14 protein-coding genes are annotated in these 14,506 nt (G+C 38.5%); 11 read left to right on the forward strand and 3 right to left on the reverse strand.

Translation table 11 applies throughout. The features are described 5' to 3' along the window. Window positions 1-68: 68 nt before the first annotated feature. From aglJ to PHI74_03685, 3 genes are all read right to left on the reverse strand, one after another. A complete protein-coding gene (gene aglJ, locus PHI74_03675; GenBank protein MDD5485109.1) occupies window positions 69-968 on the reverse strand; it encodes an S-layer glycoprotein N-glycosyltransferase AglJ in 900 nt (299 codons plus the stop codon). 354 nt (window positions 969-1,322) lie between these two features. Further along, complete coding sequence (locus PHI74_03680; GenBank protein ID MDD5485110.1) at window positions 1,323-4,010, reverse strand: oligosaccharyl transferase, archaeosortase A system-associated; 2,688 nt, start codon at window positions 4,008-4,010, stop codon at window positions 1,323-1,325. A gap of 67 nt (window positions 4,011-4,077) precedes the next feature. Next, window positions 4,078-5,235, reverse strand: coding sequence for a glycosyltransferase (locus PHI74_03685; protein MDD5485111.1), 1,158 nt, complete (start codon window positions 5,233-5,235; stop codon window positions 4,078-4,080). 127 nt (window positions 5,236-5,362) lie between these two features. Here PHI74_03685 and PHI74_03690 point away from each other — a divergent pair, with 127 nt between their 5' ends. The 11 genes from PHI74_03690 to PHI74_03740 all read left to right on the forward strand — a co-directional run bounded on the left by PHI74_03690 (window position 5,363) and on the right by PHI74_03740 (window position 14,485). Beyond that, a complete protein-coding gene (locus PHI74_03690) occupies window positions 5,363-5,812 on the forward strand; it encodes a nucleotidyltransferase domain-containing protein (GenBank protein MDD5485112.1) in 450 nt (149 codons plus the stop codon). Further along, window positions 5,802-6,239, forward strand: a complete 438-nt coding sequence (locus tag PHI74_03695) for a HEPN domain-containing protein (protein ID MDD5485113.1) — start codon at window positions 5,802-5,804, stop codon at window positions 6,237-6,239. Before PHI74_03690 ends, PHI74_03695 begins: the two co-directional genes overlap by 11 nt. Before the next feature lie 5 nt (window positions 6,240-6,244). Next, window positions 6,245-7,300, forward strand: coding sequence for a glycosyltransferase family 4 protein (locus PHI74_03700; GenBank protein ID MDD5485114.1), 1,056 nt, complete (start codon window positions 6,245-6,247; stop codon window positions 7,298-7,300). Next, window positions 7,297-8,424: a glycosyltransferase family 4 protein gene (locus PHI74_03705; protein MDD5485115.1), complete on the forward strand. Its 1,128-nt coding sequence runs from the start codon at window positions 7,297-7,299 to the stop codon at window positions 8,422-8,424. The genes PHI74_03700 and PHI74_03705 overlap by 4 nt, the downstream gene beginning before the upstream one ends. A 230-nt stretch (window positions 8,425-8,654) precedes the next feature. Further along, the gene (locus PHI74_03710; GenBank protein MDD5485116.1) at window positions 8,655-9,614 is read left to right on the forward strand and encodes a glycosyltransferase family 4 protein; all 960 of its coding nucleotides are present in this window, start codon (window positions 8,655-8,657) and stop codon (window positions 9,612-9,614) included. A gap of 5 nt (window positions 9,615-9,619) precedes the next feature. Further along, a complete protein-coding gene (locus PHI74_03715; protein MDD5485117.1) occupies window positions 9,620-10,570 on the forward strand; it encodes a glycosyltransferase family 2 protein in 951 nt (316 codons plus the stop codon). Next, a complete protein-coding gene (locus tag PHI74_03720; GenBank protein ID MDD5485118.1) occupies window positions 10,567-10,782 on the forward strand; it encodes a hypothetical protein in 216 nt (71 codons plus the stop codon). The genes PHI74_03715 and PHI74_03720 overlap by 4 nt, the downstream gene beginning before the upstream one ends. Continuing rightward, on the forward strand, window positions 10,769-11,875 hold the full coding sequence (locus tag PHI74_03725) for a glycosyltransferase (protein MDD5485119.1): 1,107 nt from the start codon (window positions 10,769-10,771) through the stop codon (window positions 11,873-11,875). The genes PHI74_03720 and PHI74_03725 overlap by 14 nt, the downstream gene beginning before the upstream one ends. Window positions 11,876-12,165: 290 nt before the next feature. Then, window positions 12,166-12,648, forward strand: a complete 483-nt coding sequence (locus PHI74_03730; protein MDD5485120.1) for an asparagine synthase-related protein — start codon at window positions 12,166-12,168, stop codon at window positions 12,646-12,648. Continuing rightward, window positions 12,621-13,349 carry an asparagine synthase C-terminal domain-containing protein gene (locus tag PHI74_03735; GenBank protein MDD5485121.1) on the forward strand — a complete coding sequence of 243 codons (729 nt, stop codon included), beginning with the start codon at window positions 12,621-12,623 and terminating at the stop codon, window positions 13,347-13,349. The genes PHI74_03730 and PHI74_03735 overlap by 28 nt, the downstream gene beginning before the upstream one ends. Further along, window positions 13,346-14,485 carry a hypothetical protein gene (locus PHI74_03740; protein MDD5485122.1) on the forward strand — a complete coding sequence of 380 codons (1,140 nt, stop codon included), beginning with the start codon at window positions 13,346-13,348 and terminating at the stop codon, window positions 14,483-14,485. Before PHI74_03735 ends, PHI74_03740 begins: the two co-directional genes overlap by 4 nt. Window positions 14,486-14,506: the final 21 nt, after the last annotated feature.

The following is a 14,506-nucleotide window of genomic DNA, read 5'->3' on the forward strand; positions in this document are numbered from 1 at the left end:
ATTACATTATGCTTTTGTGCAAAGTGTAAAGTAAAGATAAGATGCTAATGGAATGAATGACTGAGGACTTACTTTTTTCTTAGCTCCCTCATCACTTCTTTGTGGAATAACGAGAGGAGATCGCTTAGAAGACCGAAGATTAACATTTGAACGCCCATAACGATCAACAAAGTGGCAAGTATGGTCATTGGAATGCGAGTTGTTCCTTTGAGCCACTCTAGTACGACGTAGACTCCTACACAAGTGCCCGACACCATGAAAACTCCCCCAAGCAGGCCAAAATATAATAATGGGTTGTGAGTTTTGGTAAGCTTATATAGGGTGAGTCCAATCCTAAAGCCATCCTTAAGAGGATGAAGTTTGGTTACAGATCTTTCAGGCCTGGATAGATAGGATATTGGCACTTCCACCATTCTCAAATCTTTTTTAACGCTCTCTATGGTGATCTCGGCCTCTACCTCAAAGCCGGTCCTGTTAAGCTCTAATTCCTGGACTGCTTTCTTGGTAAACGCCCTATATCCGGACAAAATATCGGTGATCCAAGTACCGTATGCAAGACCAAAAGACTTGTTCAAAATTCTGTTGCCAAATAGATTCAGTTTTGTAAAGGCGCCATCCTTCTGCTCTGCAAATCTGTTTCCAATAACATGATCGGCAGTCCCCTTCTCGATCGGCTCTATTAATCTATCCACCTCTTCTGGGAGATAGGTCCCATCACCGTCGATCATCACGATGATGTCCTCCTCAATCAGATCAAACGCTTGTTGAATAGCTTGACCCTTGCCTCTTCCTTTCTGGGTCACAACCTTAGCACCCTTCTCCGTCGCTATTTTGACGGTACCATCAGTGCTATGCCCATCCATCACCAATATGTTTGGAAATCCCATAGAACTGAACTCTTCAACTACATCCCCTATGGTGGGGGCTTCGTTGAGCGTTGGGATCAGTATACAAACTTTATCTCTCATTTGAAGTTCACCTAAAATTTCTTAGATTCCCATTATTTCAGTTTACTGCTCATTTCCACCAGGTTCATATAAGATTTGCTGTGTGTTTTTATATCAAGTTGGCTTATTTGTATATCCAACCCCCATCGCGTTATCGATTCAATCAACAAGATGTCAAAAGGTTATACGTTAACAATTGTTGATTCAAAGAGGGTTTTAAGCTTCCAAGAAGTTTTGTGTTAAAAAGGCGGGCTATTTGAGATATTTTGAATAACATATTGTCAAGAGTGGAGAATCATTTAAAAACAAAAGTTAAGGCTAAATGAACACGGAGAATGTTAGAATAATAAATAGGATATAAAAAAATAAATCAAACTAAGTCAATAAGATGATTTCTCCGGTCATCACTTGCCCCTCTGTGACCCTAACTTCCCCTATCATATCTCCAATTATTATAGTGTACGGTCTCACTGGCATCGTGTCAAACTGTGTTCCACCAGCCACAGGACCCTCTGTAGAGTACGGAACGATGAACTCATAGGTTCCATTATTAGAAGTTGTAGTTTGGGTATAATTGAACGTTCGACCTTGATTTGTCTTGATTTCAACGTTGATTAATGCATTAGTACCATCAGGTGCACTTCCAACTATCTTCGCCCCGGGAACATATTCAAAAACCTTCACAAATTTGACTTCTTGCCCACCTATACTGATTATGGTGCTGGTAGACTCGTGGACAAGCCTATAATGAAGTAAAGGCTCCAGATAGATGTCTTCACTAAGTTGCACTCCTCTGCCATCAAATATGTGCAATCTGGCTTCCATTGTGCTGAAATACTTGGGGCTGGGGGTAAATCCAGTCCCGCCCCCAGTATTGTTAACCTGCACATAATATCCCTCAGTATCACCAGCCCACACGGTCATAGCCCCAAACTTGTTATAAAATGCATTCCATACGTCAGCCATCATGAAGTCACTTACTACATATTTCACACCGAGTTCATCTGCAACTTCATTTGCTTCTGCTTCAGTTTTTGAGATGAAAAAAACGCAAGCTCCAGGATTGTCACTTCCTATAGGACCACCTATGCCTGATTGGAATGGATTCGCATTCGGGATTCTGTGCGCTATTCTGGTGATCCAGTGACCATAATCCCACCAACTCATCACGCCATAGGCTGAGTCCGGATATCGATATGTTTCTCCCGGCGCAGGCGCTTCATAGAGCGCATAATAATCTAAACCAGGATCAGGCGTGTTATATCTCATCCAGTCCAAGGCAGAGTGCCAATCCATACTCGGCCCGCCGGTCCACCTTGCTGCACCTGGGCCTGATCCCATCGTTATGTTGACGTTAGGATATATGAAAAGCAAAACAACCAGTATAACGACAAATACGTGAACCAGTTTCACATATCTGGAAACGAAATAACCGATATCGCTAGAGTCTTTCACCCTTCTCTTGAAGTCCTTATGTAATTCACCTAGTCCGCCCCATTCCAACATCTTGATGCCAAAATATCCAGAGAGAATTGCGACATTCACAGCGAAGTAATATGCGAACCTGTTCTGCCCAACGATGGCAAAGAACATGACGGTGCTCCATACCACTAGCAACGTGTCCTCTGGTATCCATTCTTTAAGCATTCTATAGACTACCATCACAAGGGCGATGAGCGCAGTATAAAAGCACATCGTAAAGTTCTCCCACACCCACTGTAAGGAAAACTGTCCCCCCCTATAAAAGATCGATGTAGCTTCTGCGACTGTTAGTAGGCCCCCACTCGGCTGGAATATGCTAAACGACCCAAATATCGAGCTAAGAAGAGAGGGATTAATCAGATGAATGCCTGCTGCTCCTATCGCACCAATTCCGATTAAAATCAAAGGATAATAACTCCGAGCGATTTCTTTGTGGTCCATTAACTTTGAGGTACCGCTCAGCAATAAAAACGCCAGGATACCTATAATGAACGAGAATATGTGTAGCGACGAATACTGACCAGCACCCTGCATAATAGTTGGTATAACCATCATAAGCGGTATTAAAAAGGTGATCACGCCCACGATGCAAAGATGGTCGGTTGATTTATTCCTTAGATGGTCGGTGATGTGCTGGATGATGACAGATACGGCAATTATGAATCCAATCAACAAGGCCCCTGCCCAACAGAGCAGATAGCATCCAAACATAAGCCCAGCCAATATTGAATATGCCAGTGGGCCCCTCAAGATGCCTTTTTCTTCCCCCAATACATGCTCAAACCTTGTTCCCTCTGCCCTTCTGATCGCCATCATGAAAAACATAATCGTCAGAGTGCTAAAAAGCGTCTCGGCAACATGGTGATCTGTGAATCCCAAGAGAGATCGGGATAAGAATTGCCCTGGCATGATTACAACGATAAGTGCGGATAGTAACCCTACTCGCTTATCGAATACTATCTTTCCAATGAAATAGACGGGTAAAGCGACCAATGCCCCCAGAACTGCTGGGAAATAGGCTCCCATGATCTCTATGGTACGCAGACTGGGATGCCCTAACCCAACGAGTAATGCAATGAACGCTATTATCTGATCATACAGTGGCCCAAAATGGAGAACGTCGCCGAATGGAAAATGCGTATATGGATCGAAAAAAATCCTGTGTGGGAAGTTACGAATCGTGTTTTCTACGAGACGCATGTGATACCAGGGGTCATTTCCACCAAATCGAACTGTATCACCGATAAACACGTTATCGTATGGCAAAACAGCCCTGATATAGAAAGCGAGTGCAACTATGGCGATTAATAACACATTATAGATCGATATTTTCTGCTTGATATTCTCAAAAAAGGAGACGTGCTCAAGCTCCTTGAGATTATCCGCATACTCCACCTTAAGTTTTTCATATGCCTCTTTGGAGATCTTGCCTTGTTTATATTCCTTCTCCAAATTTTCTAGGGATGAGAGAAGCTGCGTGACCTCTGCTTCTCTTTTCGATATCTTTTGTGCCTCTTTCTTCTCTGCTTTGGGTTTTTGCCCAGACTTCTTTTTTATTTTCTTGCTTGTTTTTTTGCCCACCAATCATCTTCTCCTTTACATTAAGCATTAAACACAGCATCACACTCACATAAATCTTTTGAATATGTTATTTGTTTCTGATCCTATCAATTACATCAAAGTATTTGGATGTGGTGGTATCCCAACTAAACTCTGCTAGATCACATTTGATTTCTTTGGGTCGCTCATAGCAGCCTATGAGGGCTTTGGCAATCGCATTTGCATCACCTGGCGGAACGAAAGATGCCCCCCCATATTTTGACATAGATTCATTCAATCCTCCAACCGCCGAAGTTATGATAGGTTTTTTAAAGCACATGGCTATATGAGCTGCGCCACTCTGTGATGCCCTTAGGTAGGGAAAAACGATAACATCAGCGGCTGAAAAATATAGAGGTATATCGTCATCAGAGACGTATTTCGGTATCAGTATTATCTTATCCCTGAGTTTTGAAGTTTCAACCCTCTGAACTACCTCTTCTCCGCCCTCCCATAGTTCTCCAATGATAAGCAATCTAGATTGCTCAGCTACGTCCTCTGGCATTCGTTCGAATGCATCGATGAGGTAGGGAATGCCCTTATATTTCCTGATCAATCCAAAATGCAAAATGACGAATTTCTCCTTGATCTTCAGTGCAGATTTTGCTTTTTCTTTATCAATTGGTTTATAATGATTATAAAGGCCGTGGGGAATGATATACATTTCCCCTTCATCGAGGCGATATTTAGATGCGATCTGCTCCTTGTCAAAACTGGAGTGTACCACATAGGCATCGACTTTATGCGCTAACAAACGACAAAATATGCGTGAATACAACCTAATCGGCAAAATAGACTCCTCCAATGGATCTACAACCTCATGAAACTCGATTATGAGCTTTGATTTAATAAAAAGCGCATTGAAAATCTTTAAAAAAAGGTGCATGTGTACCACAGAAGAGGTCCACCATTGTAATATGATCACATCAGGATTTTTCTTTTTGATGAAGTTAAACGCCCTGATCCAACTCAATGGCGAATTGTAGTCCATGCCATCATAAACTGAGATTTTAGACGAGAATTCAAGATCTGATAGCTTTTTTCCAACGTGTTCTTTTCCTGGAAACAAAAATTGAGGCAACAATTTTCTCAAACATACAACTGACACATCATTTGACATTGCCAATGCATTAGCCAAGCGGATCGTGTAATAACTAAGACCGCTTAAAAATTTTTTTGATGGCCCAACTATGCATATGGTCCTCATCGTAACAAGTAATAGGTCAGTAAGGATTTATAAATAGTTCTGGGATAATGGATGAGGTTAGTCAATTGAAAATGGCACAGGTTTTCCCTGATAATCTTTATAACTCACTAAATGCAACTAAATAACCATGAAGCAAGACATAGCGTCCATACTTAAAAAACTCCTTGACAAATGTAAGGAAAAATTTGGAGTGGATTTAATTTCCGTGGTATTATTTGGTTCGTATGCTACTGGTGTCGAGCATGAGTATAGTGACGTCGATCTGCTCATTATTGCCGAAAACCTATCATATGATTGGAGAAAAAGAGATGAGATAGCTACTGACTTAAAAACGCCATTTGTCTTTGAAAAGAAGATGGACATAACTCTAATCGATAAAAAGGACCTAGTAGACTCTATGAAGTGGTTTGATCCATTAGTTTTAGGAATAAGCGAGGCATACGTCATTTTGTATGATAAAAAGGGCTTTTTTGGGGATAAGATGAAGAAGTTTAAGGAGAAAGTCAAAGAAATGCATGTGAAAAAAATAGGAGACAACAGTTACGAGATACCAGTTGGTGACTTGATTGAGGTATGAAAAGATTTCTAAAGCTTTTTTGATCGAAGCGAAAGATGATATAGAGATGGCAGAAATCGCCTATTCACATGGAAAATTTAGTAAGGCAGTTTATCATTCTCAACAATGCGTTGAAAAGGCATTTAAAGCAGCCTTAGTACTAAAGGGAAAGTTCATCTCAGAGCACGAAGTTTTAACGGATTTTCTAAAGGTGTATCAAAACGAACTTTCCCGTGAAACGATAGAAAAAATCATGAAGGATACGCCAAAACTTGAGTCTCAATTCAAAAGGGTGCGATACCCTTTGTTTGGAAGAACGGATTTGCCGATCTGGATTCCAAGTAAAGAGTACGATGAAAGCGACGCAAAAAGTGCGATAGAAAAAGCCAATCTTATTTTTGGCATTTTGTCAAAATATCTAGAGGGTAAACACCGATCTTCCAAGTGAACATCATGAAAATAGCCCAAGTTTGCCCCAGATATCATCCGGATATAGGCGGCGTGGAGACGCATGTAAGGGAGATAAGTGAGCGCATAGCAAAAAAGGGATGGAACGTAGAAGTAATATGCACGTCCGATAAGCTACAAAAAAAAGAGGAGATAAATGGCGTCAAAGTCACCAGATTTAGGTCAATAGCGCCCAATGATGCCTTTTTCCTGGCACCCCAGATTTATGGTTATATCCTAAATCAAGAATATGACATAATTCATGCGCACAATTACCATGCATTTCCAGCGTTATTCTGCTCCCTGGCCAAAAAGGACCGAAAACTGGTTTTCACACCCCATTATCATGGAGCAGGGCATTCATTCATCCGAAATCAGCTCCACAAACCCTATCGTCCGATTGGAAAGATGATGTTTAAAAGAGCAGACAAAATAGTATGCGTATCAAAGTTTGAGCTGAATCTAATAAAAGAGAATTTCAAAATTCCTTCATCAAAATTGACGCACATTCCCAACGGCATAAACTTAGATGAGTTTAAGGACGTTAAACCACTCGAAAGAAAGCATAAAACGATCTTGTTTGTGGGGCGCCTCGAGAAATACAAAGGTGTGCAGTACGTCATTCAAGCGTTGCCATTGCTGGAATATCGATTAGAGATCGTGGGGAAAGGTCCCTATGAGCAAAAATTAAAAAAATTGGCAAGTGATCTAGGCGTAAGTAAGAAGATTGACTGGATAAGAGAGCTTCCGAGATCCGAATTACTTAAACGTTACAAATCAGCAGACGTCTTCGTCATGCTATCTGAGCACGAAGCGTATGGCATAACAGTGGCAGAGGCTCTTGCAAGCGGAACACCCTGTATCGTCTCAGATATCGATTCATTAGGCGAATTCTTAGATAACAAAATGTGCTTTAAGGTTAAGTCACATCCGAATGCTAACGACCTTACCCAAACGATAAAAAGAGTGGCCTCTATCAAGCAAGTCAAATATGGCGGAGAATTGATGGATTGGGACAGGGTCACAGAGCGTTTGATTGATGTGTACGAGGAAATAAGATGAAAATCTGCATTGTAGTACCATTCTTCACGCCTTTTGTTAGAGGCAACGAATATGGGCTTGCGCATAGTCTAACAAATCTAGGACATGAAGTAACGATTGTAACTTCCACTGCAAGGGCTCCCAGGGAGGGGATGATTAAGGAGGAGGAATCAAACTTTTCCCATGATTTTAAGGTAAAATATCTCCCAACGCCCTTGAAGTTAGGGGAGAACCCCATCGTTCCTTCCGTTTTTGCCCATATTCTAAAAAATGATTATGATGTGCTGCTCCTGCAAGAGGACTACCCCTTCATATGTCACCTCGCCTACTTTGCAGCAAGGTTAAAGCGAACGCCCACCATATTGTCTACGGAGAGAACATATTATCCCGCAGATGTTACGAAGAAAATTTCATTGAAAATTCTTGACAAAACGCTCAACAAAATCTTGAGAAATGGTGTTGATGCAATAACTGCACACTGCAATGCAGCCAAGGAATTCATGATAAAAGAGTTGGGAGTAAAAAGAGAGATAAAGGTGATACATGTTGGCGTGGACACGACATTGTTCAGACCAATGAGAGGAAAAGGCGAGCATCTCAAATCATCAAAGATGAAGATTCTAACGGTTGCCAGATTGCACAGATATAAAGGATTAGATTATTTAATAAAGGCGATGCAACTCTTACGAGATAAGTCAAAGGCAAAATTATACATTTTGGGTGGGGGTGTGGAAGAAGATAATTTGAAAAATCTTGTGAAAAGATTAGATTTAGAAACAGAAGTTGAATTTCTCAAAAAGCCCATTCCGAACCATGAAATGCCTTTTTTATACTCAGAGTGTGATGTTTACGTCCAACCAAGCACAATAGAGCCTTACGGGATTGTGGTCCTAGAGGCAATGGCATGTGAAAAACCCGTCATAGGGACCAAAGTTGGCGGTATGCTGGATACGATAAAAGATGGCGAAACAGGATATTTGGTCGAACCGAGAAATGCGAAGGAGATTGCAGATAGAATAACGATTTTAATGGATGAAGATAAAAAAGCGGAGATGGGGAAAAAAGCCAGAGAATGGGTTGTTGATAATTTTGATTGGATGACGATTGGAAAGAGATATGAAAAGATTATTGAGGATTTATTATGAACATCCTGTACGTTGCTCCTGACATCCCCATTCCACACACAGGAGAGTTCATAGGTGGCTCTACACATGTTTTGAAAATAGCAGAGGGATTGGTAAAGAGGGGCAATAAAGTGATCATCCTATCTAGGAGGATGACAAAGAAACAGAAGAAATACCAAAAAATAGGTGAGAACATTTTTACGAGACGTGTTTACCGAGGATTAATCTTTCCCATTCGAGGCAAAATATCGATGAAAGAGGAGGAAAGTACTTTTTTGCTCAGTTTTGTTCAAAAAACGTATTTCTTCATTTACCGTTTTGTCTTAATTATCCTCGCGCTTTATTTGCTAAAAAAACACAAAATAGATTTTGTTCTTGACAGAAGTTCATCAAAAGGAGTAGGGGTATTTTCAGGATTTTTGCTTGGAATTCCAACCATCATAGAGCTTTTGGACCCGGATTACAACAACTTATCGATGAAACTAACGAAGAAGATTTTTGCTTATACTAAAAACATAATTAATCCGAGTTTTCATTACAAGGTAAAAATTATAAGTGCCGGTGTAGACCCAAATATTTTTAAACCCGCTTATGAAGAGGATATCAGGAGTAAATACAACTTAAAAGACAAAAAAGTGGTTGTTTACGTAGGAGCGATGAGTGCATGGCATGGTGCAGAAGATCTTATTGAGATTGCTAATAAACTCGATGAAGACGTAAGGTTTCTTATGGTTGGCAAAGGATTGGATATTCTTGAAGGAGAATCAAAGGAAGAAAGCATTTCCTCTAGGTTCATATTCACAGGATTTGTTGAGTATGAAGATGTGCCAAAATATGTTTCTGCTGCAGATGTTGCGGTTGCCCCATACAATCCAAAAGGATTTAGATATATGGAGAGATATGGCTTTTATTTCTCGCCAATAAAGATTTTTGAGTATATGGCCTGTAGAAAGCCTGTTGTAGCGAGTGATTTAGAGATAATAAGAGACATCATAAATGAAAACAGATGCGGTTTGTTGGCAAAGCCCGGGGATGCTGAGGATTTTGCTGAGAAGATAAGAATGCTGATGGAGGATGAAGTTTCGAGGAAAAAGTTTGGTGATAATGGCAGGAATGCCGTGATAGGGAAGTATACCTGGGAAAAAGTTGCAGATAAAATTTATGGGTGTATGGAGGCTAAAAATAAATTAAGCGATGAGTTGGGGGTATAAGAAAAATGGTAGAGGTAACATCATCAAAAAAGGATAAATTAGTGGTCATGATACCTGCATATAACGAAGAAAAATCGATAGGGGAGGTCATAAAGGAAATTCCACGTGAAATGGAGGGTTTAGAAAAAACAGAAATTTTAGTAATAAACGATGGGTCTACTGATGGGTCTGTAAATATAGCTGAAAATGCTGGTGCCAAGGTCTTCTCTCATAAAACAAACCTTGGTTTAGGCGTTACCTTTAGGGATGGACTAGAAAAAGCATTAGAAATGGATGCAGACATAATCGTGAATATAGATGCAGATTTTCAGTACGATCCAAAAGAGATTCCAAAATTAATAGAGCCGGTGATTAACGAAAGAGCGGATATAGTTTTGGGGGACAGGCAAATAGATAAATTAAAGCATATGCCGCTGAGCAAAAAATGGGGTAATAAAATCGCCACATGGTTGGTCAGAAGAATCACCGGGCTACCCATAAGAGATGCACAGACAGGTTTCAGAGCATTCTCTCGAGATGCTGCTTTACGAATGAACTTGAGAGGAGATTACACGTATGTTCAAGAAACGCTTATACAAGCAGCTAATAAAAATTTAAAAATAGAGCAAATACCTGTTGAATTCAGAGAGAGAGACGGAGAGTCGAGACTGATTACAAATATTTTCAGTTATGCGAAATACGCGGGGCTTAATATAATTAAAAGTTATCGAGATTATCGCCCTCTTGAAGTCTTCACTGCAATAGGTGGCACTATAATTTTAATCGGATTCATATTCGGTGTAAGAGTTGTAATGGACTTTTTAAATTTTGGCCAGGTGGCACACTTGCCGTCAGCAATTTTAACCACCATGTTAGTTGTCACAGGCCTGTTGGTAATAACATTCGGACTGCTTGCAGATATGCTGAAAACACAGCGTATTTTTTTAGAGGAAATGATGTATAGACTGAAAAAATGAAGTATAATAAAGATAGTAGGCACAGTAAGGAGATGAAGAAAAATAAAAGTGGCCTAAAATGCCAAAGAAGGATAAGAGAGAAGACAAAGATGCCACCACAGGATGGATTGAAATTAATATGTGACTTTATTGGAAATCTTGAGGGGAAAGAGAAATTAAAACAATTCGGGAGGTTTCAAACGATAGAGAGGGACCAATATGGAAGGAAATAAAGTTCCGAAGGCGAGAATCATTTTTATTTCTGGTCGTGAACCGGGCTACGTGAGAAATGCAGTGATATTGAACGGTTTGAGAGCAAATGGCGTTGACGTGATTGAATGCACCGATACATCAAAATCTTATATAGGGAGGTATCCGAAAGCGGTGGGGAAGTTTCTCTTGAGAAATAAAACGGATTATGATGCAATTTTTATTGGTTTTTTTAGTCAGCCTTTGGTATCTATAATAAGAAAACTGACTCCGAAGACTAAACCCATAATCTTTGATGCGTTTTTGTCTGCATACGACACAATGTGTTTTGATAGAAAAAAGTTCAGACCAGAGTCGTTAATGGGGAAATATTTTTATAGACTAGATAAGCATTCCTGCGAAATCGCAGATAAAGTTCTGTTAGATACAAATGCGCACATAGATTATTTTGTGAAAACATTTGGGTTGGTAAGGAGAAAATTCCAGAGGGTTTTTATAGGCGCGGATGATTCGATTTTTTATCCTATGAGTGTGGAAAGAGATGATGATAAATTTATAGTATTCTGGCATGGTAATTTTTTACCTCTCTCTGGACTAGAGTATGTTATTAAAGCAGCCAAACTGTTAGAACCTTGTAGCGATATAGTATTTAAGATAGCGGGATGCGGGATAATGTATGATGAAATAGAGAAACTTATAGAAAAATTAGGCATCAGCAACGTTGAACTATTGGGTTGGATTCCACACCAAAAATTGCCAGAGCAGATTGCAAAAGCGGATGTTTGTTTGGGAGGGCATTTTTCCGATATTGACAAGGCAAAAAGAGTAATAGCAGGAAAAGCATTTGAAGCAATAGCAATGAAGAGGGCGGTTATAGTGGGGAATAATCCTGCAAATAGGGAATTATTCACAGATAAGGAGAGTGCTTTACTGGTAGAGATGGCGAATGCTGATGCCTTAGCAGATTCAATAGTGGAGCTGAAAGAGAGAGAAAAGTTAAGAAAGAGAATTGCAGAAAGAGGATATAAAGTATTTACTGAGAAATGCCGTCCTGAAGTAATAGGTAGGGAGGTGAAGGGAATAATAGAAGAGTTTAGTTTCAGTAGGGATAGGTGAAAAATGACATAAATGGCAAGTAGATTGATATGTTAGATCTTTTCTTAATTTCACTATCCCAACACAGCAATCGAAAATTCTTATATGGTTTGAAACTACAGTATTATTGGAGTAATTGCACATGATAACTAACGAATTTGGGGAAAGTATAAAATATTATATTGAGAATGAGGATATGTCTTATCTTAAAAATTTAGCAGGAAGAATAAAAAAAATTTGGTTTTAGTAATTTTGATCCTCACGGAATAACAAGTTATTTAACTTTCAGATACCCAATTGGAAATTTAACTATGTTTGAGGATTATAAGAAAATACCTTGCTGTGCAGAGTTAAAAGACGGTAAAATTCAATATTACTGGTATCCAAAGCTTGAAAATGACGATATTGCTTTCGATAGAGCTCTTAAAAGGGTTGAAGAGTTATTAATAAAAAGTATTGAAGGTATAACCTCGGATAAGAAAATAGCTATTCCTTTAAGCGGGGATATTGATAGTTCTTTGATATTAGCAATATGTAGAAAATTATATCCCGATAAAAAGATTTACACATATAGCACTGGTTTTTATGGTGAGGACGAATTTGAATATTCCAGATTGGTAGCAAAAAAAAATAATTCCATACATAAAGAAAAAGTATTGTACAAGGAGGACTTTATTGGTGAAAATTCACTGTTGAAACCCCTTATAGAGCAAAAGTGTGAGCCATTACATCCAAATAAGATCGCATTAGCCAATATATATATAAAATGGCGAAAAGTGACGGATGTGATATAGCTGTCTGTGGAGAGGGTGCTGACGACATTTTTGGAGGTTATGGACAAAATCTTAGGATGTACATAAACTATAAAAATGATAAGCCTTTTTTTAAATTCTTTTTAGATAATTATAGATATTTTAGCTTAGAAGATAGAAGCAAAATTATAAGAGATAAATATTTAGTAAATGATTTTCAATTATTGAACTCATTTTTAGATGAAAGGGAGATGCCCGAAGACATTAGAGATAAAGTTTTTTATTTTATACAGAAAGTACATACTCCAGGCCTAATAATCAGAGGTGCAAACGCTATGCGATTTAATGATATAGATATGGGTTTCCCATACACGGATATTGAACTGGTTAATTTTGTTAATTCCTTACCTTTTGATTTTAAAGTAAATTGGAAATCAGAAAAACATAAAAAAGCTGCTAAAGAGATATATTTTAGAGATATAAGTGAAAAAATGGATATACCTAAATATATTTTAAAGAAACTAGCAGAGAGATATATCCCACATAATGTAGTATATCGCCCAAAATACGCTTCCCCACTTCCTTTTGATAAATGGTTCAGAGACCTTAATAAATGGGATTTAGATGAAAATATTTTTAAAACTAAGAATATTAGCGCTTTTAATGGTCGGAAAAAGTTCATGATAGTAAATCCCAACATATTTATAGAGGTATTCAGAAAATATAAACATAAGATTAAATGAAAAAGAAAAAAGCGATATTTTCTGGAATACTGGTAATTGCTCTTTTAGTATCCTCCTTTTTAGGAGGGGCTTATTCACAATACAGATATGAAATATCTTCTGATTTTTCTTCTTTTATTCCTAGCGCAATCAAACATGAAATCAGAACCCCTCCATCACAAAGTGTAGATGATGTTCTTTTAAAGCTAATTGAAAAAAAACCTGCCTTTTCATATAACGGCGACTATGAAACCTTTAAAAATGATTTTGAAAGATATAAATATATCTCGTTTGGCTACCCCACAGAGTTACATCAAGAATTTTTAAACTCGGAGATGTTAGGGAATATTACAATTGATGATACGCATTATTCTGAAGGATTGGAAATTTCCAACATTAAATTCTCTGTAATTGGAGGAGATTTGCCTGGATTAATAGTCAAAAAAAAAGATCAACCAATAGGTAAAGTTGTTATTGTAGTGCCCGGTCATCCATCAAAAAGTAATCCACTAGATGACTTGATTGATAGACATTCCTATCAAAAGGGAATAGCTGTTGAACTTGCTAAGGAGGGATATACCGTATTTGCAATGGGATTACGGGGATTTAATACACAAATGGATCATAACGATTTTAACGAAATTGCTTCAATGTATTCTCTTTCGTGGTATGGATTTCTAACATCAGATGCATTAATATTCCGGGAGCATATATCAAAAAAATATGATGTAAAACGTGAATCCATAGGAATGATAGGTCTTTCTACTGGTGGGGGGGTGTGTTTGTTTGCATCTTCTATCGATAAGACAATACCCTATGCAATAATATGCGGGTTTTTTGGCAGTTTCAGTCATAATTTTGTATTTGAGAATCATTGTAGGTGTGGTAGAATTCCTGACATCCTAAATTACTTTGATATGAGAGATTACTTAATCGCGAGGGCCCCAGAGAAAGTCGTGGTTATCAACGGGGAATATGATACATTTAGCCCCACAGAAGCAGAAGAACAGTTTAGACAAGTCAAAGAAGTATATAAGATGATGGACGCGGAGTCAAACGCAACGTTTTACTCACCAAAAAATCTAGGACATGAATATGATATCCCATTAATAAAAGAAGTTTTAAAAGAACAATTTAATGAAGGATATATACTATAACAGAAATATATACTATAACAG

It is taken from the genome of Methanocellales archaeon (assembly GCA_028715985.1).
Lineage (GTDB): Archaea > Halobacteriota > UBA148 > UBA148 > UBA148 > UBA148.

What these genes read in the sequence shown, in the direction of transcription:
- aglJ (MDD5485109.1), bottom strand. Translation starts at nt 968, where the DNA reads ATGAGAGATAAAGTTTGTATACTGATCCCAACGCTCAACGAAGCCCCC.
- PHI74_03685 (MDD5485111.1), bottom strand. Translation starts at nt 5,235, where the DNA reads ATGAGGACCATATGCATAGTTGGGCCATCAAAAAAATTTTTAAGCGGT.
- PHI74_03690 (MDD5485112.1), top strand. Translation starts at nt 5,363, where the DNA reads ATGAAGCAAGACATAGCGTCCATACTTAAAAAACTCCTTGACAAATGT.
- PHI74_03700 (MDD5485114.1), top strand. Translation starts at nt 6,245, where the DNA reads ATGAAAATAGCCCAAGTTTGCCCCAGATATCATCCGGATATAGGCGGC.
- PHI74_03705 (MDD5485115.1), top strand. Translation starts at nt 7,297, where the DNA reads ATGAAAATCTGCATTGTAGTACCATTCTTCACGCCTTTTGTTAGAGGC.
- PHI74_03710 (MDD5485116.1), top strand. Translation starts at nt 8,655, where the DNA reads ATGAAAGAGGAGGAAAGTACTTTTTTGCTCAGTTTTGTTCAAAAAACG.
- PHI74_03715 (MDD5485117.1), top strand. Translation starts at nt 9,620, where the DNA reads ATGGTAGAGGTAACATCATCAAAAAAGGATAAATTAGTGGTCATGATA.
- PHI74_03720 (MDD5485118.1), top strand. Translation starts at nt 10,567, where the DNA reads ATGAAGTATAATAAAGATAGTAGGCACAGTAAGGAGATGAAGAAAAAT.
- PHI74_03725 (MDD5485119.1), top strand. Translation starts at nt 10,769, where the DNA reads ATGGAAGGAAATAAAGTTCCGAAGGCGAGAATCATTTTTATTTCTGGT.
- PHI74_03730 (MDD5485120.1), top strand. Translation starts at nt 12,166, where the DNA reads ATGTTTGAGGATTATAAGAAAATACCTTGCTGTGCAGAGTTAAAAGAC.
- PHI74_03735 (MDD5485121.1), top strand. Translation starts at nt 12,621, where the DNA reads ATGGCGAAAAGTGACGGATGTGATATAGCTGTCTGTGGAGAGGGTGCT.
- PHI74_03740 (MDD5485122.1), top strand. Translation starts at nt 13,346, where the DNA reads ATGAAAAAGAAAAAAGCGATATTTTCTGGAATACTGGTAATTGCTCTT.